This window comes from Alteromonas sp. M12 (assembly GCF_037478005.1).
In the GTDB taxonomy this organism is placed as follows: Bacteria; Pseudomonadota; Gammaproteobacteria; order Enterobacterales; family Alteromonadaceae; genus Aliiglaciecola; species Aliiglaciecola lipolytica_A.
Window position 1 is genome coordinate 82,005 of the sequence record NZ_CP144164.1, and the last position, 19,245, is coordinate 101,249.

General features: G+C 41.4%; 21 protein-coding genes. 13 read left to right on the forward strand and 8 right to left on the reverse strand.

The window, feature by feature from the left end; genetic code table 11:
* Positions 1-116 precede the first annotated feature (116 nt).
* The 3 genes from VUI23_RS00340 to VUI23_RS00350 form a co-directional block, all read right to left on the reverse strand.
* Positions 117-1,205: an acetamidase/formamidase family protein gene (locus tag VUI23_RS00340; protein ID WP_216049371.1), complete on the reverse strand. Its 1,089-nt coding sequence runs from the start codon at positions 1,203-1,205 to the stop codon at positions 117-119.
* Between the two features lie 117 nt (positions 1,206-1,322).
* Positions 1,323-2,123, reverse strand: coding sequence for a 4,5-DOPA dioxygenase extradiol (gene ygiD / locus VUI23_RS00345; protein ID WP_216049370.1), 801 nt, complete (start codon positions 2,121-2,123; stop codon positions 1,323-1,325).
* Positions 2,124-2,209: 86 nt separating this feature from the next.
* Positions 2,210-3,412 (reverse strand): SRPBCC family protein, encoded by a 1,203-nt coding sequence (locus VUI23_RS00350; RefSeq protein ID WP_216049369.1) that lies wholly within the window; start codon positions 3,410-3,412, stop codon positions 2,210-2,212.
* 355 nt (positions 3,413-3,767) lie between these two features.
* Here VUI23_RS00350 and VUI23_RS00355 point away from each other — a divergent pair, with 355 nt between their 5' ends.
* The 6 genes from VUI23_RS00355 (at position 3,768) to mutM (ending at position 7,243) form a co-directional block, all read left to right on the forward strand.
* Positions 3,768-4,376: an NAD(P)H-dependent oxidoreductase gene (locus VUI23_RS00355; RefSeq protein WP_342806153.1), complete on the forward strand. Its 609-nt coding sequence runs from the start codon at positions 3,768-3,770 to the stop codon at positions 4,374-4,376.
* 31 nt (positions 4,377-4,407) lie between these two features.
* Positions 4,408-5,214: a TauD/TfdA family dioxygenase gene (locus VUI23_RS00360; RefSeq protein WP_216049367.1), complete on the forward strand. Its 807-nt coding sequence runs from the start codon at positions 4,408-4,410 to the stop codon at positions 5,212-5,214.
* A 217-nt stretch (positions 5,215-5,431) separates the two neighbouring features.
* On the forward strand, positions 5,432-5,668 hold the full coding sequence (gene rpmB, locus VUI23_RS00365) for a 50S ribosomal protein L28 (protein WP_008845260.1): 237 nt from the start codon (positions 5,432-5,434) through the stop codon (positions 5,666-5,668).
* A gap of 11 nt (positions 5,669-5,679) precedes the next feature.
* Positions 5,680-5,835, forward strand: coding sequence for a 50S ribosomal protein L33 (gene rpmG, locus VUI23_RS00370; protein ID WP_216049366.1), 156 nt, complete (start codon positions 5,680-5,682; stop codon positions 5,833-5,835).
* 137 nt (positions 5,836-5,972) lie between these two features.
* Positions 5,973-6,431: a hypothetical protein gene (locus VUI23_RS00375; RefSeq protein WP_216049365.1), complete on the forward strand. Its 459-nt coding sequence runs from the start codon at positions 5,973-5,975 to the stop codon at positions 6,429-6,431.
* Positions 6,431-7,243: a bifunctional DNA-formamidopyrimidine glycosylase/DNA-(apurinic or apyrimidinic site) lyase gene (gene mutM / locus VUI23_RS00380; RefSeq protein WP_342806155.1), complete on the forward strand. Its 813-nt coding sequence runs from the start codon at positions 6,431-6,433 to the stop codon at positions 7,241-7,243. The genes VUI23_RS00375 and mutM overlap by 1 nt, the downstream gene beginning before the upstream one ends.
* On the opposite strand, the gene VUI23_RS00385 is transcribed toward mutM, so the two are convergent.
* From VUI23_RS00385 to coaD, 3 genes are all read right to left on the reverse strand, one after another.
* Entirely contained in the window at positions 7,240-7,443 is a 204-nt protein-coding gene (locus VUI23_RS00385; RefSeq protein WP_342806157.1) for a hypothetical protein, read from the reverse strand. The two genes, mutM and VUI23_RS00385, sit on opposite strands and share 4 nt — an antisense overlap.
* A gap of 33 nt (positions 7,444-7,476) precedes the next feature.
* The gene (locus tag VUI23_RS00390; RefSeq protein WP_342806159.1) at positions 7,477-7,677 is read right to left on the reverse strand and encodes a hypothetical protein; all 201 of its coding nucleotides are present in this window, start codon (positions 7,675-7,677) and stop codon (positions 7,477-7,479) included.
* A 339-nt stretch (positions 7,678-8,016) separates the two neighbouring features.
* Positions 8,017-8,505 carry a pantetheine-phosphate adenylyltransferase gene (gene coaD, locus VUI23_RS00395; protein WP_216049363.1) on the reverse strand — a complete coding sequence of 163 codons (489 nt, stop codon included), beginning with the start codon at positions 8,503-8,505 and terminating at the stop codon, positions 8,017-8,019.
* Between the two features lie 205 nt (positions 8,506-8,710).
* On the opposite strand from coaD, the gene VUI23_RS00400 reads away from it, so the two are divergent.
* The 3 genes from VUI23_RS00400 to VUI23_RS00410 are packed head-to-tail and all read left to right on the forward strand — an operon-like array spanning position 8,711 to position 11,747.
* Positions 8,711-10,153, forward strand: a complete 1,443-nt coding sequence (locus VUI23_RS00400) for a capsule assembly Wzi family protein (protein ID WP_342806161.1) — start codon at positions 8,711-8,713, stop codon at positions 10,151-10,153.
* A gap of 32 nt (positions 10,154-10,185) precedes the next feature.
* Positions 10,186-10,965 (forward strand): glycosyltransferase family 2 protein, encoded by a 780-nt coding sequence (locus tag VUI23_RS00405; RefSeq protein WP_252729304.1) that lies wholly within the window; start codon positions 10,186-10,188, stop codon positions 10,963-10,965.
* Between the two features lie 5 nt (positions 10,966-10,970).
* Positions 10,971-11,747, forward strand: coding sequence for a glycosyltransferase family 2 protein (locus VUI23_RS00410; RefSeq protein WP_216049361.1), 777 nt, complete (start codon positions 10,971-10,973; stop codon positions 11,745-11,747).
* A 16-nt stretch (positions 11,748-11,763) separates the two neighbouring features.
* Here VUI23_RS00410 and VUI23_RS00415 read toward each other — a convergent pair whose 3' ends face one another.
* A complete protein-coding gene (locus VUI23_RS00415; RefSeq protein ID WP_342806163.1) occupies positions 11,764-12,480 on the reverse strand; it encodes a 3-deoxy-D-manno-octulosonic acid kinase in 717 nt (238 codons plus the stop codon).
* 83 nt (positions 12,481-12,563) lie between these two features.
* Between VUI23_RS00415 and VUI23_RS00420 the strand changes: the two genes are divergently transcribed.
* On the forward strand, positions 12,564-13,604 hold the full coding sequence (locus VUI23_RS00420; protein ID WP_303500095.1) for a glycosyltransferase family 9 protein: 1,041 nt from the start codon (positions 12,564-12,566) through the stop codon (positions 13,602-13,604).
* Here the strand turns inward: VUI23_RS00420 and VUI23_RS00425 are convergent.
* The gene (locus tag VUI23_RS00425; protein ID WP_342806165.1) at positions 13,592-14,911 is read right to left on the reverse strand and encodes a 3-deoxy-D-manno-octulosonic acid transferase; all 1,320 of its coding nucleotides are present in this window, start codon (positions 14,909-14,911) and stop codon (positions 13,592-13,594) included. The two genes, VUI23_RS00420 and VUI23_RS00425, sit on opposite strands and share 13 nt — an antisense overlap.
* Before the next feature lie 188 nt (positions 14,912-15,099).
* On the opposite strand from VUI23_RS00425, the gene VUI23_RS00430 reads away from it, so the two are divergent.
* The 3 genes from VUI23_RS00430 (at position 15,100) to VUI23_RS00440 (ending at position 19,177) form a co-directional block, all read left to right on the forward strand.
* On the forward strand, positions 15,100-15,546 hold the full coding sequence (locus VUI23_RS00430; RefSeq protein WP_303571368.1) for a hypothetical protein: 447 nt from the start codon (positions 15,100-15,102) through the stop codon (positions 15,544-15,546).
* A gap of 3 nt (positions 15,547-15,549) precedes the next feature.
* Positions 15,550-16,731 (forward strand): TonB-dependent receptor, encoded by a 1,182-nt coding sequence (locus tag VUI23_RS00435; protein ID WP_342806167.1) that lies wholly within the window; start codon positions 15,550-15,552, stop codon positions 16,729-16,731.
* A 76-nt stretch (positions 16,732-16,807) separates the two neighbouring features.
* Complete coding sequence (locus VUI23_RS00440; RefSeq protein WP_216049357.1) at positions 16,808-19,177, forward strand: EAL domain-containing protein; 2,370 nt, start codon at positions 16,808-16,810, stop codon at positions 19,175-19,177.
* Positions 19,178-19,245 lie beyond the last annotated feature (68 nt).

Genomic DNA, 19,245 nt, shown 5'->3' on the forward strand with positions numbered 1-19,245 from the left:
AGCAAAGCAAGTTACATACCACAGCAGGGGAGTTGTGAAGCAAAGCATGAAATGAGAATGATTATAAAAAACGCACGCTCAAAGAGTATGCGTTCAGTGTGAGGATTCAACAGCCTTTAGTCTGAATCAGGCTCACCGGTGTCTACGATACTACGTGGTATTTTAACGTGAACACCCTGTACACTATCTACCACTTGAGTTACCCCGAAATCACTGGCAACACTCATCAAAGAGTAGGCGTCGTCGCGGCTCAAACCTCGATGTTCTGAAAGCAATTCAAGCATATCGATTGAGGCATTTTTCATAGCGACATTGAGATCTTCGTCAAAGCCATGTACCACAAAATAATTTGGTGTTTCTAACAGCGGGGAAGGGAATACAAAGTCTTTGCGCACAATGATTTGCATGGTGACATCCAATGAGGCTTCAATTGCAGTGCCACTGATTTCACCATCACCTTGTGATACGTGGGGGTCGCCAATAGAAAATAATCCACCTTCTACCTGCACCGGATAATACATGGTAGAACCTGCACCAATCCGCCAGTTATCAATGTTACCACCATGTTTACCAGGTGGAATAGTGCTCACTCTGCCACTGACATCCGGTGCCACTCCAGCAGTGCCTAAGTGAGGGCGAACAGGCACTCGGACGCCATTTAAAGTCGTTTCTCGTTCACATTCAGGACACTTAGTTATCGTTCCAGGCGTTAAATATTTTCCCTTAAAGTCATAAGCATAGTGACCATGAGCTTGCATACTCGCCATGTCTAAACGGTAAATGGTGACTCGTTCTTTTTGTTCGAATTCATCATATAAGTGTCCCCAGTTAGCTGCTAAGTTTGAACCATAAGAAAAGCGCGGACGCATCGACAAATAACGAACCTCTAGGATATCACCAGGTTGAGCACCTTCGACAAATATTGGTCCTGTCATTAGGTGGACACCAGGGTTTCTGTCTGCTTCTGGAATGCCGTCCCATATGGCTTTGAGACTATCATCCATCATCAAGTCAGGCGCATCGCCAGCATGATGGGTTATGGCTTCCGCCTGAATGATATCACCACTTTTCACCTTTAATGCTGGCGCTTCGGTTGCAGAAAAGTAACCCCAATGACAGTTTTCCACTGTGGCTTTTAAGGTGTGCATAGCGCTTGCTTGACAACGATCCTGTTCTGACAAATCGTCAGTTTTCAACAGTGACATAAACTCTCCTTTCAATTATTTAGTTTGTCTTAATGGAAATAGTATTTTTCCAGATTAAGGGCTGAGGAGGTTTATTACTTGACTGTTTACGCCAGCTTAGTTGTGTGAAATAACCTTTTAGCTAAATACTACCGTCGTCATATCTAATGAGCCGTATTCAACGTAAGCAGTTTCAAAGCGCAATTTATCGTCAGGCAAGCGTGCGCCCAATACATAAAGTATCGGCAAAAAGTGATCTGGACTCGGAACTGACTCATTGGCATCTGCACCAAGGGCAGTGTACTGCACTACTTTTTCGGGGGTATTCTCGACAATCGCAGTACGCATCGCATCACCAAAACGTTTCGCCCAAGCATAGGTTCTATTGCGACCACCCCAATCCATGGCTGGTAAGTTGTGTACTATATTGCCACTTCCCATTATCAAGTATCCTTGCTGGCGAAGTTGCGCAAGCTTTTGACCTATTCTAAAATGAAACTCTGGTGTTTGTTGACGATTAATCGAGAGTTGCACTACGGGAATATTGGCTTTGGGGTAGACTTTAGCTAAGACGCACCAAGCGCCGTGGTCAAACCCCCAACTGTCATCCAGTGCTGCGCCTTCTTCAGATAAAATGGAGACCAACTTTTCCGCTAATTCCGGTGATCCTGGGGCTGGATATTGCATTTCATACATGGCTGGTGGAAAGCCCCCAAAGTCGTGAATCGTGCGAGGTTTAAGCATCGAAGTAACGCCCACACCTTGAGTGTACCAATGGGCTGAAATACATATTATGCCTTTTGGGGCTGGGAACTCTTGCCCTAGACGTTGCCACATTCTTGTTGCTTCATTGTCTTCAAGAATGTTACCTGGACTGCCATGACCGAAAAAAATCGATGGCATGGTGTTCGTTGATTGATTATCAGATTGATTTTGCATGGATTTTACCTACCAAAAAGTCATATACCATTTGCATGGCATATGACGAAATTTATTTTTGCGTACTGTAGAAATTACGATATTAATTAAGCACTCTGTTTAATCGGAATGATCTGTTTAGACTTGTCCCAACAAGATTGATAACGCTCTACTAACCATTCATTTAATAGTTGTTGTGCCTTTTCTTGCCAAGAATAGCGGCCTCTGGGAGCGAATCTAGAGGTTAAGCCAACTTGTACTAATCTATCGACATGCAAGTCCTGCTCTGTAATTTCCATGGCAGCTTTCATATTAAAATCTATTTTGTCTTCAAACAAAGGATCTTTCATTGCTCCAGGAGCAACCAAGTAGCCAATGGTCATACTATGACTGTCAGCGGATTCTGCATGCAAGATTAAGTAAATAATCATGTCGCTAGTCATCACCAAAGATAGAGTTGGCGGCAAGTTGGCAAACACCGCTTGGTGGCGGTCTTCGTCAGTTAAATTAGGAAAAATTGGTAATATCGCTTTTTGCAGTGGATTAAAAGCTGCGTCAGGGTGATTGGTTCCATTTAATCTAACATAACCTGCTTCACCTGCAGGCATTTCTGGAAAAACTGACTTTTCGCTAGGAATAAAGTCGTGCAGGGGACCTTTGTGAAGTTTGGTTGCATGATATCCGTCATTATTGTTTTCCATCATCACTTTCCAGTTCCAGTTGTATTTCTCTGGCGTCATGGGTCTGGGGCCTTCGGCTTTTTCCAAGTCGTAATTTTTTAGATATTTAGTGACTTCGGTTAATCTTGATGCCAATGGCGCTGCATTTAGGTCAAAATTAACAAAAATAAAGCCTAACCAGACTTCAACTTTTAGTTTTGGCAATGCAATATCATCACGACTAAAGTCACAGGTCTTATTCATTGCAGGAGCTCCTGACAAAGTGCCATCTAAACGATAACCCCAGTGATGATAAGGACACAAGAAGGCCTGTGCGTTACCGTGGCCCTCAGCCACTAACATTGCTCTATGTTGACACACCGCCGACAAAGCATGAATTTCTTGGGTTCTATCTCTACATATAATCAAAGGTTCGTTGACGTGAGTGACAGTGAAAAAATCACCGACTTTGGGAATCAACGATTCACGCCCAACACACAGCCACTCGTGGTTAAATAAAGCTTCTTTTTCGAATTCAAAAAATGCTTGATCAGAATAACATTCTGGAGGTAACGTTTCCGCTTGCTCAACTTCTAATGTGGAGCTGGCCAAACTGGCAAAAAACTCTTCGTCGAATACTTTTTTCATCATGCGCTATTTCCCAATGCTATTTTTATACTTGTTTAGTATTTTTGTTGAAGAGAATATCGATACAGCCTCTTTGAAACAGAAACTGATTACTTCTCAAACTGGCTCTAGTATAAAAATTTCATAGCGGCGTATCTTGGACGTATCCGTCAAACAAGTTGTAAAAAGACGTCTTTTGGTTTGCTCTATTTCGGGGGGATGATGGTCCAATGCACCAGGCTTGTGCGCAACTGCACTGATGCAATGCGAAATTAGCGCAACTCTTTTGGCAAACACAATTTATCGGGCGTAAAAAATCAAGAACTTGTGGCATGGCTTGTTTAAATTTAACTTAAACATAGCTAATGAAGACGTAAATATGAAAATAGGTATTATCTGCGGTAGCCAACGGGCCAAATCGCAAACCAGTAAAGTGGGTTTATATATTCAACAAACGTTAAACTCGCAAGATGTGAACACTTTTTTATTAGACTTAGGTAAACAGCCTCTGGCTAATTTCGATGATAGCTTTTGGTATGAAAAACAAGGTAGTTTACAAACCGCCTGGCAACCCATTGCTAAAGAATTACAAAGTTGCGATGGATTTATTGTTCTCACTCCTGATTGGCATGGAATGGTACCTAGTTGTTTAAAAAACTTTTTCTTATTCAGTAGCGCCGCAGAAATGGCCAATAAACCCGGTTTGATAGTCGCAATATCTGCTTCCGTCGGAGGATATTTACCGGTGGCAGAATTGCGCATTAGCAGTTACAAAAATAATAGAATTTGTTGGATACCTGATCATATTATCGTGCGCAACGTAAAGCTTTGTATGAATGATACAAATCCACCTGAAAACCAAGATGACATTTATATTCGCACTCGATTACAGCATTCTATTAATTTGTTAACCGAATATGCTAAGGCGTTGAGCGCAGTTAGAAATAGCCAAGTGGCAGATTACAAAACCTATCAATACGGCATGTAAGCACAATCGTATTCAACCTAAAGGTAATAACATGAGCAGCATCACTGTCACGCCAATGACAAAAAATATTGGGGCGATTATCGGAAATGTGGATTTAACTCAACCATTATCTGAACAACAGCGTGCGGATTTAAATCAAGCATTGATGGATCATCAAGTTATCTTCTTTCGTGACCAACCATTGAGTCACGACCAACATCGAGAAGTCGGGCAAGTTTTTGGTGATCTTATTGTGCATCCAGGTGCACCAAGCATTGAAGGGTACAAAGATATTGTGGCGATACATGCAGATAAAGAGTCCAAATATGTGGCAGGCGATAATTGGCACTCTGACCTGAGTTGCAACCCAGAGCCTCCTATGGGCTCGATGTTGTATTTACATACTCTGCCATCAATTGGTGGCGATACGCTGTTCTCATCGATGTACGCAGCATACGATTCGTTATCTCCAGCCATGCAAGACTATTTAAGTGGACTCGAAGCCGAACATGACGCAAATCCTGTCTATCACAGTATCTATGGTGATTATGGTACGGCCTATCCATGTAGCCGCCATCCAATTGTAAGAACCCATCCGGTGACCGGAAGAAAAGGCATTTTTGTCAACGCTTCTTACACTACTCGAATTGTGGGTCTATCGAAAACCGAAAGCGATGGCATTCTTAAAATGTTATTTGAACTGGCAAAAGATCCCAATTTCCAAGTGCGTTTTAGCTGGCAGCCTCACTCAATTGCGTTATGGGATAATCGATGTACCCAACATTTTGCGGTTTGGGATTACTTCCCTGAAACGCGTTCTGGCTATCGAGTTACAATAGGCGGGGATAAACCATATTGAGTGGCAAAGCACCGGATATCCCATGTAACTAGGGTTGTAAGCTGGCTTGCAACTGAGTAAAGATAAGATCTTTTTCACACAAAAGCCTTGATCGTGACGGTTATATGCTGTATAAAATGCGCCCTCTTGTCACTACCGCTATGCGTTTAGTGTGATTTATTGCTTTTCTTAAATATAGCGAAGCTAATTGTTAAAAGTTGTTTTGGAGACAAATACGATGTCCAGAGTATGTCAAGTAACTGGTAAGCGCCCAGCGGTAGGAAACAACCGCTCTCACGCGAAAAATGCGACCCGTCGTCGCTTTTTGCCAAATCTTCAAACCCACCGTTTTTGGGTTGAAAGTGAAAACCGTTTCGTTAAATTACGCCTAACGCCAAAAGGCATGCGTATCATCGATAAAAAAGGTATTGATTCAGTTCTTACTGATATTCGTGCCCGTGGCGAGAAAATTTAAGGAGCCCGACCATGCGTGATAAAATTAAATTAGTTTCTTCAGCGGGTACTGGCTACTACTACACCACTGACAAAAATAAACGTAACATGCCTGGCAAAATGGAGATCAAAAAGTTTGATCCTAAAATTCGCCAACACGTTATGTTCAAGGAAGCCAAAATCAAGTAAACCTGCTTGTTTTTGTCTCCCGAAAAACCCGGTTTATGCCGGGTTTTTTGCGTTATTTAACTATTTGTTCATAACTTTTGAATAATCGCTATAATTCATTCTTTATTGATTCTACTTATCCTCAATTCAGGTTAAAAATGCGTTTATCACGAAAAGCTTGGAACAATGTCATTATCATCAGCATGTTGTTAATGATTTTTTTATTCAACTCCACCAATAATATTCTCACCGGTGGGGATGATGGCGAGCTGCAAGCCAGCATGCTTCCAAGCGGTTCTAAATTGATGACTTTGCAAATGCCCATAGTGACCATGGAGCGAATTGGCCAAGGTTGGCGAGCTAGGCCATCTGAAAAAATCACCGAAGCGCAGATGTTAGCGATAGCGAAAAATTGGGAAACTGCAAAAATGACACCCTTCGAGGGTGATCTTCCGCAACAAATGCCAAAAATAGCCATTGCTTGGTTGGCAGGAGAAAATAGTGGTCGTGTATTTCAGCTTTACGAAGATGGTGATAATACCTTGGTGTTACATCAACAACAGTTATTTGAGATTCGCGATATACCCATTACAACATTGCTACTAGAGACTTATTAATGCCTGAGTTACCCGAAGTTGAAGTGAGCCGCCTAGGTATTTCTCCCCATATGATTGGCAAGACCATTAGCCAAGTCGTTGTTCGTCATAAACAACTTCGTTGGCCGATACCCGATGAAGTGCATTTAACTCATGGCTTGGTAATCGAAAATATTCGCCGTCGTGCTAAGTACCTGTTAATTGATACTCATGCAGGCAGCATAATTCTGCATTTAGGAATGTCAGGGCGGTTGCGGGTTATTCCTACTAATACACCCTTGCAAAAGCATGATCATGTAGATATTCAATTAACTGATGGATTGTGTTTACGTCTCAATGATGCCCGTCGATTTGGCGCGTGTTTATGGTTAGATAAGCAGCAAGAGTCTCATGCATTATTTAGTAATCTTGGACCTGAGCCACTCACCGATGACTTTGACGCTCAGCGGCTTGTTGATATGTCACGGGGAAAGCTGGTGCCTGTGAAGAGCTTTATCATGGATAACAAAGTTGTTGTTGGGGTGGGAAATATTTATGCAAATGAATCATTATTTTTGGCTGGAATAGATCCGCGGCGTCAGGCGGGGAAAGTCAGTAAAAAGCGTTATTTAGCGTTAACCCCCATTATTAAAGACGTTTTGTCCAAGGCCATTGAACAAGGTGGAACTACCTTGAAAGATTTCGCCCAAGCCGACGGTAGTCCTGGGTACTTTGCCCAAGAATTACGGGTTTATGGTCGCGCTAAACAGCCATGTGTGAGTTGTGAAACGCCACTTAAATCAGTGGTTATCGGGCAACGTAATACCTTCTATTGCCCCACCTGCCAGCGTTAAGTTGTAGCAAGGCCTTTAGGCCATGGAAGGTCGCACAATTGCACGGGGTTAAAACACCCACCTACAACAGACATTGCTCCCGTAGCATGGCCTTTAGGCCATGGAATATCGAATGATTGCACGGGGTTAAAACACCCGCCTACAAGAGACATTTCTCGTGTAGCATGGCCTTTAGGCCATGGAATATCGAACGATTGCACGGGGTTAAAACACCCGCCTACAAGAGACATTTCTCATGTAGCATGGCCTTTAGGCCATGGAATATCGAACGATTGCACGGGGTTAAAACACCCGCCTACAAGAGACATTGCTCCCGTAGCATGGCCTTTAGGCCATGGAATATCGAATGATTGCACGGGGTTAAAACACCCGCCTACAAGAGACATTGCTCCCGTAGCATGGCCTTTAGGCCATGGAATATCGAATGATTGCACGGGGTTAAAACACCCGCCTACAAGAGACATTTCTCATGTAGCATGGCCTTTAGGCCATGGAATATCGAATGATTGCACGGGGTTAAAGCACTCGCCTACAAGAGACATTTCTCCTGTAGCATGGCCTTTAGGCCATGGAATATCGCACGATTGCACGGGGTTAAAACACCCGCCTACAAGAGACATTTCTCATGTAGCATGGCCTTTAGGCCATGGAAGGTCGCACAATTGCACGGGGTTAAAACACCCGCCTACAAGAGACATTTCTCATGTAGCATGGCCTTTAGGCCATGGAAGGTCGCACAATTGCACGGGGTTAAAACACCCGCCTACAATCTATTAAGCGTCTTTGTGGAACTTTTCAGTCAAGGCTTTTTGCACAACGGGATGACAAAAGCCATCCACTTTACCGCGATGTTTAGCCACTTCTTTGACTAATGTTGAAGAGATAAATGAATTTTCTTCGGCGGGTGTTAAAAATACACTTTCTAACTTTGGATTTAACCGTCTATTCATGTTTGCTAACTGGAATTCATATTCAAAATCTGAAACTGCTCGCAAACCACGGATTAAAATCGATGTATCTAAACTATCCGCAAAATCTGCCAAAAGCCCAGTGAAGCCGACAACATTCACGTTTTCCAAGTGAGATGTAACTTGCTTTATTAAATCAACTCGCTCTTCTAAGGTAAAAAGAGGTTCTTTACTTGGATTCGCAGCAATAGCCACTGTCACCGTTGAGAACATTCTCGCGGCTCTTTCAATTAGGTCAGCGTGGCCATTAGTGATAGGATCGAATGTGCCTGGATAAATGGCTTTTGTGTGCATATTAACAACTCAATGAAGTTCAATAATTAAAGCACACAGCTTATAATAGACCTAAGCATAAATCCAAGGGTGAATAGCCCTAACTCATCATCAGAGTTTATGATGAGTATTCATCAACTAACAGAATATACCGGTGATTTTTCACTTATTAGTTTTGTTGGTACTTAACTGGCGTTAAGGTTACTTATATTATGGAGCGTTTTTAGTGCCTAAGTGCATTCAGTTTTGCTTATTGTTTTTAATTTTTTCTGGACAGAGTTCCGCATCTCCTTGGGTTGGTACCACAGATCCGCAATTGCATTATGATGTACAAATACTCAGTGAATTTGGTTATTTAGATAGCGTTACCACGACTTTCCCTATTCCTTGGAAAGGCATCTCGGAGCAGCTATCGCAGCTTGATACTGCCTTTATGCATCCGTCTGCAGCCATCGCAGCGAATCGCTTAAAACACTATTTAGTGCTGCAAAAGCATAAAGATACATTTTCGTCGGTGACCGCATACGGTGCGACTGAACGCACCCGTTATGCCAGTTTTGATGGTCAGCAGGGGGAAAAGGGACGTCTCAATATTAATTCTGAAACGCGAGTAGGAAGATTGGCTGGGAAACTATCAGTCAATTTTGAGCCTAATGGCGAGCAGAATTTAGATCAAAGTTATTTGGCATACCAACTTGGTGATTGGAATCTTCGTTTAGGCTCTATCGATCAGTGGTGGGGACCATCTCACGGCAATAGCTTAATATTATCCAACAATGCACGTCCAATACCCACATTGGCATTATCTCGCTCTCGAACCTCAAAGTCTGATTCTAACTGGTTGTCATTCTTGGGCCCTTGGTACGCCACAGCGCAGGTTGGACAGTTAGAAGATAGCCGTGATGTACCCGATGCAAAAATATGGGCTAGCCGCTTTACCTCCCGTCCCATTCCAGGACTAGAAGTCGGCCTTTCTTGGTTAGCTGTATGGGGTGGTGATGGCCAACCAGACCGAATGAATGACTTTTTCAGAGTGCTTACTTTTCAAAAACGTTGTTCTGATGGTGCTGATGAATGTGAGCCATCTATGGAAACTCATATCGGCAGTCATTTAGCCGGTCTTGAAGCTAAATACACATTTCGCGTTCTACAACATCCAGTCAGTATCTACGGTCAATATGTAGATGAAGGAGACTCCAGTGAATTTAACGTCAGTAACCAAGCTCGCAGTGTTGGTATATCTAGTTACCTGTGGGATGCAAAAGTCTACCTAGAAAATAGCGATACCAACGTATCTTGCGACGACGCCATTGTAGACGTAACCCATTGCTATTATGAAAGTGGCACCTATTCCTCTGGGTATCGTTATTACACCCGAGAACTGGGCGAAGATCGTCAAACCGATGCACGTATGACATCCTTAGGTATTCTAAAACACTTTACCGATGGTGATGTGTTCGAAGCCGCCATTCGTTATATTAAAATTGACGATGCTGATGTAGAGCAAGTCGGACTTACTGAAAAAATTACTCAGCTAAGCGGATATTATCAAACTGTGTGGGGACACTGGCAAGTCAAGCTAGGCGCTGTTCTTGATGCAAGTAAGGTGAATCAGCAGGACTCTGAAAACGACTTTACAGTTTTTTCTGAAATTAAATACAGCCTGTAACTATTAGAAATTCGAATGAATAAGAGCCGCCAATGACTAGACGCAAAATATCCTGTTTCATGATCGTATGTAATGAAGCTGACAGAATTGAAGCAAGTTTAAAGCCCCTAGCGGGTTGGGTTGACCAACTGGTAGTGCTCGATTCTGGCAGTACAGATAACACAGTAGAGCTGGTCAAAAAATACACGGACAAGGTTTATCAGACCGATTGGCCTGGATTTGGCGCACAGCGTAATCGTGCTCTTACCTATTGTGAACATGATTGGGTGCTGAATATTGATGCTGATGAGGTTATTACCGAAGAGCTCAAACAAGAAATTGATGATGTGCTAAGCGAACCTAACCTAGATGCTACTTTTATCAAATTTCCTTGGCACACCTTTTTATTCGGCAAAACCCTCAAACACGGTCGTTATGCATCGCCGCAAGGTAAGCTATTTCTCAAAGAAGGCGCTAATTTCAAACACCGAAGTGTACATGAATCTTTAGAAATGCCGGTAGAAAAAGTCCGCATATTGAAATCGCCGTTACTTCATTATAGTTGGCGAGATTATTATCATGTTCAAGAAAAACACCTGAAATATGCGGTTTTAGGTGCCGGTGATAAAGCTAAGAAAAATAAAAAATCGTCTTTGAGCTTTGCTGTACTGCGATTCTTTGTCGACTTCATTCAGCAATATATTTTTCGATTGGGTTTTTTGGACGGAAAACGTGGATTTTTAATGGCGATAATTTTAGGGCAGTACGCTTTTCATAAATACGCCGCTTTGTGGGCAGTCAATCAACAACCTGACTCAACCGAAGAAGATTAATCGTCATGTCTCATACACCCATTAGCGTTTTTATTATTACCCTCAACGAAGAAAAGTACCTTAACCAAGTGTTAGAGAACCTTCGAAATTTTGATGAGATTATACTTGTCGATTCAGGCAGTACTGACAACACGGTTGAAATCGCTAAACAATATGGTGCCAAAGTGTATCACCAAGATTGGTTGGGGTTTGCTAAACAAAAGTCCTACGCAATGTCTTTATGCCGTAACGACTGGGTACTAAATGTTGATGGTGATGAGATTCTTAGCTCTGAATATGTTAGTCGGATTCAATCGGTAGTGGATGAAAAAAGTGCGGATGCCTATCGATTGTATTTTGAAGATATATTTTGGCAATTACCAATGTCCGCCAATTCGAAAAAACGCTCTATCGTTAGGCTCTACAACAAACATAAAGTCCAATTTCCAACCGATCGCTTAGTGCATGAAAACGTAAAGGTAAGTAAAAGCGCGAAACAACAAGATATGTCAGGCTTGGTCATACATTATGGATATCAAAGCACTGAAGTGCTCATGGAAAAGCAGAATAAATACTCTTCTTTGAAAGCCCAAGAAAAGTTTAATAAAGGCAAAAAGCCTTCTTGGCTAAAATTGTTTTTGGTGTTCCCTCTGATGTTTGTAAAAGCTTATTTTATTGAACGAATGTTTCTTTCCGGTCGTCGAGGGCTCGTTCATGCCTATATTTCAGCAATGTATGGCTTTTTAAAAGAAGCGAAATTACACGAATTGCATTTTGTGAATAAAAATAACAGGAAGAAGTAAGCGAGTGATTGTGAAATTAGTGATTTTTATAGCCGGCTTGCAAAAATAGCCAATCGCTTTGTTGAAAGTTGTAATTATCGATTTTATTTGTCTCTTTATTAAGCGATCTCAGAAGTCGTTCTAAATTACTCTGTTTCCACGACTCCCCGGCTTTTTCTGCGCACTTATCGAAATCAATCAACCAGATTTTACCAGCATCATCGAGCATGATGTTGTGGATATTTAAGTCGTGATGATAAATCTGTTGCTGGTGGAATTGAGCAATGGTTTCACCGATGTTTTTCCATTCTTGTTCAGATAACGCCCGATTTTGCAAAACATGATGAATATCTTGGGCATTTGCAATTTTAACAGTGAGCAAATCGGCTTGATAATAGATGCACTTTTTAATAATGCGATAGGCAACCGGAGTGGGGGCAGGCAAACCCATAGCGTTCATCTTTGCCAATAAATTATATTCTCGAAATGCGCGAGTAGACTCAAGGCCTAAATATAAATATTGATCGCTGAGCAATTTACCAATCAAACCACCACGACGGTAATGCCTGAGCACCAATTCATGTTGTTCGGTTTGAATAAAGTGTGTTGTACCGCGACCAACTGCTGAGCCGATAATCGCATTTTTTTGCTGCCAAAATATTGGTGAAAAGTAATCAGACTGACAATTAGGCAAAAAACACGGATCAAAGTAGATTATTTCTCCTTTTTTATTGGTTTGCTCTGTATCTGTCATATAAATTCTGATTCGCCCTTGTGTAATGGTATGAATTGTAATGAAATTGGACACATATTACAGCAGCAATCGAACCTACTATTGTGAATGTCCAAAAACTCTGTCTTCTGCGTCTATCAGCGATTGGTGATGTTTGCCATGCCGCAGCTATGGTAGACCGAATTGTTAAACATGCTCCTAACATCCAAATTACTTGGATCATTGGCAAGATTGAGTATCAATTATTGAAAGGTATGCCAAATGTACGTTTCATCATTTTTGATAAAAAAATGGGAAAAGATGCCTATGTCAAACTCAAAGATGATTTGAATGGAGAAAAGTTTGATGCCTTGTTTTTAATGCAGGTGGCATTTCGTGCCAACTGGGCGGCGAGATTAATCAATGCTACAACGAAAATTGGCTTTGATTGGGCTCGAAGCAAAGAATTACATTGGTTATTTGCTAATCGGCGCATAGCCGCACAGCAGCACGCCCATGTTTTAGAGGGCTTTATGGGGTTTGCTGATAGCATAAATGTGCCTTCACCTAACAACGTGAGTTGGTCCATTCCACTTGCTGATGACGAGCAAAAGTTGGCTAAAGATCTGCAAGCAGAGCTTAAATCCTATGTGGTAATCAGCCCCGCTGCTAGTAAAGCGGAAAGAAACTGGTTACCGGAGCGATATGCGAGCATAGCGGATTATTTAACTGAAAAAGGGATTAACGTTGTTTTGTGCGGAGGTCCAGCTGATTTAGATAAAAGTTTAGGTCAGCAAATTGAAACTCATAGTAAGCATAAAGTTACAAATTTGATTGGTAAAACCTCGCTAAAACAAATGCTAGCAGTGCTTAAGTTCGCGAAATTTGTGATTGCTCCTGATACTGGGCCAGCCCATATGGCGACTACTGTTGGCACTGACGTAATTGGCCTGTATGCACACAGTAATCCTCGCCGGACGGGGCCATATTTAAGTTTGCAATATGTGGTTTCAGTTTACGACCAGGTTATTTTGCAACAAACCGGTAAAACTTGGCAGCAGCTTCCTTGGGGAACCCGGGCAAAAGGTCAAGATTTGATGAAGTTAATTGAAGTGGAAAAGGTTGTTGAGCAAATTGACAGGCTGTTATCTGCTCAAGGCCGATGAGTATTTATTAGTTCAATGGTTTTTTGCAGCGCTCCTCTATTGGATTTTATAACATCGTAACCCTTCTGGCCGGCGGAAATACGCGCTTTATCGTCAACAAGCCAATGACTAACTAAATCAACAATATCTTGGCTAGTAGTGACTAAGAATAGATTACCGCTTTGTTTTAAAGATTCACATATAGCAGGGTTATTGTGAATGTGGTTTCCCATCATTGTGGGGATTGCAGCCACTGCCGCTTCCAGTGGATTGTGTCCGCCTTTCGCTGCAATGCTACCACCGATGAACGCAAAATCAGCATAATGATATAGGTCGGTTAAAACACCCATTTGGTCAACTAAAACAATGTCGGTATGGCGCACACTCTTGTTTGTTTGAGACGTTCTGGAGACGCTTAATCCAGAGTCGCTGAGCAACTCATAAACTTTATCAAAACGCTGAGGATGGCGCGGAACTATCATTAACAGTAATTCAGGAAACTGTTTGATAAGAGACTTAGTGGCTTCAACTAAAACTTGCTCTTCTGGATCGTGGGTACTTCCAGCAATAAGTATTTTTCGCTTTTCATGCTTAAATTTGGTGACTAAGGGTTCAGCTACACCACTAATAGTATTTTCCAATTCAAATTTAATATTGCCGGTAATCGTCAGTTTATCTGCGGGGATGCCCAAGCTAAGGTAATTTCGGTAATCTCTTTCTGATTGGGCGCAAACGTGTTTGATGGATTGCATCATTGGACTGATCAACGCAGCCATTTTTTGATATCCGCGAACAGAGCGATCGGTCATTCTGCCGTTGACCAAAATTACCGGAATTTGACCTTTCACACATTGCCTTATCATATTCGGCCACAATTCAACTTCTACCACCAAAACTTGTTTTGGACGAATTTTGTTTAACATTCGTTTCATCATCCATCCCAAATCAAAAGGTAAATATAAATGCTGCACTTTCTCACCTAAAAGATTTTTCACATTAGCTGCCCCTGTAGGGGTAGTGGTCGTGACTGTTACGTTTAGGTTTGGATCTTCGCGAAATAATTTTTCAATTAAACTAGCAGCTACAGCGACTTCGCCCACTGAAACACAGTGAATTAATATCTCCGATCCCTTTACAGCTTTGGTGTAAATCGAGAAACGGCTTAAACGATGTAAATTAAATTGTTTTTTGCGCAAACTAAAATTGACTAACCAATGTATAAATAAAATAGGAATAACCAACGATAAAGTTAATGAGTACAGCCAGCGGCTACAAACTAGCTTCGTAGAATTTAAAAATGAAGACTGTTGAGAGGGTGATTGAGTCATGCTGGTAATTATTATACTCTGTCGGCATATGATTAGTAAAAGTCGAATAATCGCGTTTAAAGGTCGTTTTTTAGCCAAAGTGACTGAAAACAGTAAACGAAACTAATATTAACTCAAAAAAGCATGCGCAAGTTCTAAAAAGATAAACTAATCTTAATTTCTCAGGAGAAATCCTGTTTAGAGGAAAGGTGAAAGGATTGTTAAGTAGACTGGCTCAGGTCACTTTTATTTTATTGACCATATTATCAACTGCGACTCTGGCAGAGGATAGGTCAATCAGTGTTTTAGTTAACAGTGATGTAAAAACGGAAGAACTGACCCCCGCTCAATTGCGCAAAATATTCTCGATGCGACAAACTGTCTGGCCTGATGGACAGCCTATATCTGTGTTTGTATTAAAAACCGATAATCCAGCCCATCAAGCACTTTGTAAAGATGTCCTTAAAATGTTCCCTTACCAAATAGAAAGACTATGGAATAAGTTAGCTTATTCTGGATTAGGAGATAAACCCAAAGAGCTGAAAAGTACCAAAGAAATGCTTAAAAAACTCCGCTCTACCCCCGGTGCCATAGGTTATGTACTCGATGTTAGCAGCACCGAGAAAGTCAAAAAAATAAAAGTAATAGGAGAATAGCAGATGAAATTATCGGTAAATTTGCTAGCTCTATTTGGTTTTACCATATCCGCTTTTTCGTTTAGCGCGAGTAGTTCAGACAACTTTAATTGGCGTGGCTTTATTGCTCAAGGAGTGATTCAGGCACAAAACTCTAATTACATTGATGACGAAGGCGACGTCACCTTGAAACTGACAGAGATAGGTCTCAATGGATCTTATACTTTAGATTCCAACTTTAGAGTGGCGGGACAGGTCGTTTATTTAAACGGTGGTAATCGTTATCCTGAGGGATTCCGAGTTGACTATTTATTTCTAGATTGGCGCGCTATTAGTACACTAGATTGGCAGGTCAACGTGCATTTAGGCAGAGTGAAAAACTATCATTGGTTGTACTCATCCACTCGGGATGTACCCCATACTAGACCAACCATCATTCTACCTCAGTCCATCTATTTTGACGCCTTCAGAGATGTGGCCCTTGGGGTTGATGGTGTGGCGTTAGTTGCCAACACATCAAATACTTTGGGAGACTGGGAATTCAATTGGAGTTATGGAAGCTCGCCCATCAGTCAGGAACAAACTAAGAATTTGATTGCAGAGATTGCCACAGGAGACATTGAACAAAAGTTTGTGCATCAAGGGAATTTCGTTTGGCACAACCAAGCTGTGAAGTTTAGCGTCGGATTGTTGGATTCCAAATTTAAGTATAATAGTGGCGAAAATGATGCTTTTTTTGATGGTGACGCACAAGTCCAACGTTTTATGCTTCAGGGCACTTATGAGACTCAAAATTGGCAGTTAGCCATGGAATTATTCAGGGAACGGAGTATCTATAGCAACCTAGTTTATTTGGGGTTCAATAACGACTCCCACGGTGAGGGTGGGTATATTCAAGGTCGTTACAATGTAAATAAAGACATTAGCTTAACTGCAAGATTGGACATTTTTGATTTAGATCGCAAGGATCGAAGTGGTGAAGCTAGGTCGGCGCTATCTGGTGGCATTGTGCCAGCGTACTTTGGCTATCAAGATCAATTCACCTTAGGGACTAGCTGGACTTTTTCAGAAAATTGGCAAGTCCAAGCCGAATTTCATCGTGTCAAAGGCACTGGGCGTTTAGCTCCTGTTTTTATGCCCAATACGATCCAGAACGACCACAAATATTGGAATATTTGGGGTGTTCAATTAGCCCATTGGTTCTAACATGAAGTCTTTTCTTAGCCTTACTAACAAAATGCTCCTACTGTTGCTGGTTTTTTTATTGGTTTTGGGAATATCTATGTCCTTTCTCTGGTTACAAAAAACCAATCAGGACTTCATACTCAAACAACAAGAAATCAAGCATCAAAATCAAAGTCAATACCTACTATTAAATAAGATATTTGGCGCCCGCATTGAGTCTTGGGTTGAGATGTTGGTTCAGTTACATCAGAACGAGCCTGAACCGATTCAAGCATTAGCTAAAACCTTATCTTCTCGTTTTGAGTTTTTGCAATTGAACATGCAAGTGGAAGAAGGTTGGCTTTTCGATAGCCAAAAAAACCTAATGTATTCCTCTGAATCGGATATACCACCGCATATTCTGAAAAATACGGAGTATGTTTTTGAAAATCAGTCACCTAAAGAAAGCACATTTTGTGTACCTCAGTGTTCACAGATTTTGTCTATTCCTCTGTTTCAGGCAGATGGAAGTGTAGCAGTCATTACATTGAGTCTAAGTCTAATTGATACACTAGCATTTCTTAATCAGTCTACAGATGCCACCCTTGCATTAGTTTATGTGTCTAATAAAACTGAGGCTAAATATGCTCGGGATTTCCGAATAAGAGAACCATTGGCGGTTAAACATTTTGACTTATTTGAACCCTTAATTGATTCGTTTCCGGCAAAGCTAACCATTGATAAACTTACCGTTGAAGGAGCCCAGTTAAATATCAACAATAAACATTATTTTGCTGTGGTTATTCCAATGTCGACTGTAAATGCCGATGATGATTATATTTTGGCAGCATACGATATTACGCCAATGATGTTAGCCCACCGGGCTTACCAACAAACTATACTGATCACTGCATCTGTGGTGTTTGTGCTGGCCATGTTGTTATTCTATTTGATTACCAACAGCGTACGTCAGCGCTTAATTGATTTCAGCGAACGCTTGCCGCTGTTAGCGTTGCGGGAGTATCAACAATTTAGACTCCGAAACAGAGTGACTACACATTATTTTAAAGATGAGCTGGACACCCTAAATGCCTCCGCTAATAAACTGGCTGATCGCCTTGAGCAACTTGATAATGAAGTTTTAACCAAAGCCAATGAATTAGAAAAAATGGCTATGTATGACCAGCTAACTAATCTACCCAACCGGAATATGTTGGTGAGTAAAACTAAAGAGGCGGTGGCAAAGTTAGTCGAGAGTGAAAAGTTTGTCGTGTTAATGATGTTCGACTTAGATGACTTTAAAAAAGTAAATGATAGTTATGGGCATACAATTGGCGATGAATTATTAAGAGAGGCTGCAGCTCGTTTCCAAAGTGCATTAGATGAAAATGGCATCGTTTGTCGACTAGGTGGTGATGAATTTGCAATTTTATTGAACAATGTAGAGGATATCAAAAGTGCCATCAAAGTTGCCGAGAAACTTCTGGATCGCTTTAGAGCGCCGATAAACGTGGCGCAATTGCGTTTTTATGTATCAACCAGTGTCGGCTTTGCTCACACATCATCGGCAGAAACTAACGTCAATGAACTGATTCGTTGTGCAGACATTGCTATGTACCACGCGAAGAACGATGGCGGTAACTGTATCAAGCTATATATCGAATCTATGTCGAAAAACGCCATAGATAAAGTAGCCCTAGAAGATGAGGCCCGAATTGCTCTTATAAACGATAATTTTAGTTTTTCCTTACAACCCCAGATAGAGCTAAAAACTGGACGTCTTGTGGGGTTTGAAGCCTTGTTGCGCTGGAATCACCCTGACAGGGGACCTATTTCACCGGGTGATTTCATCCCTATCCTAGAAAACACTGAGTTTATGTTGACCCTTGGATATTGGTGTATTGAAAATGCGTTTAGTTTGCTGCAAACGTTTAAACAACAAGGATATCCCGATTTAAAAATAGCAATCAATTTGGCCGGTATTCAATTTCTTGATCCCGATTTAGTCCCCTATTTAGAGGAAAAAATAAAAAGTTCTGGGTTGAAACCCAGCTTAATCGAATTGGAATTGACCGAGAGAACCTTAGTGTCTGATATCCAGCGTACCAACGAGATTATGCAAAGGTTAATTGATAAAGGCTTCTTAATTTCTATTGATGATTTTGGCACCGGCTATTCTTCCTTAAGTTACTTGAAAACAATGCCCGCGAATTTTATTAAAATAGACCGCGCGTTTATTGACGGTATGTTATCCAATGATGCCGATAGGCAGATAGTGGCGGCGACTGTGTCCATGGTGCAAAACTTAAAAATGAAAGTAATTGCCGAAGGGATAGAAGAACAATTGCAGATTGATTTACTCAAACAGTTTGATTGCAACATGGCGCAAGGTTTCTATATTGCAAAACCTATCCCCGAAGATTTGTTGTTCGAAGAGTTACAAAAGTACTGTAAAAATGGAATTTGGCAATACGGTCAGTCGCATTAATTGCGTGCAAAGATTGCGATTGTGACTGCCATGTCCAGTTCGCCTTCTGTGCTAAATTCCGTGTGTAA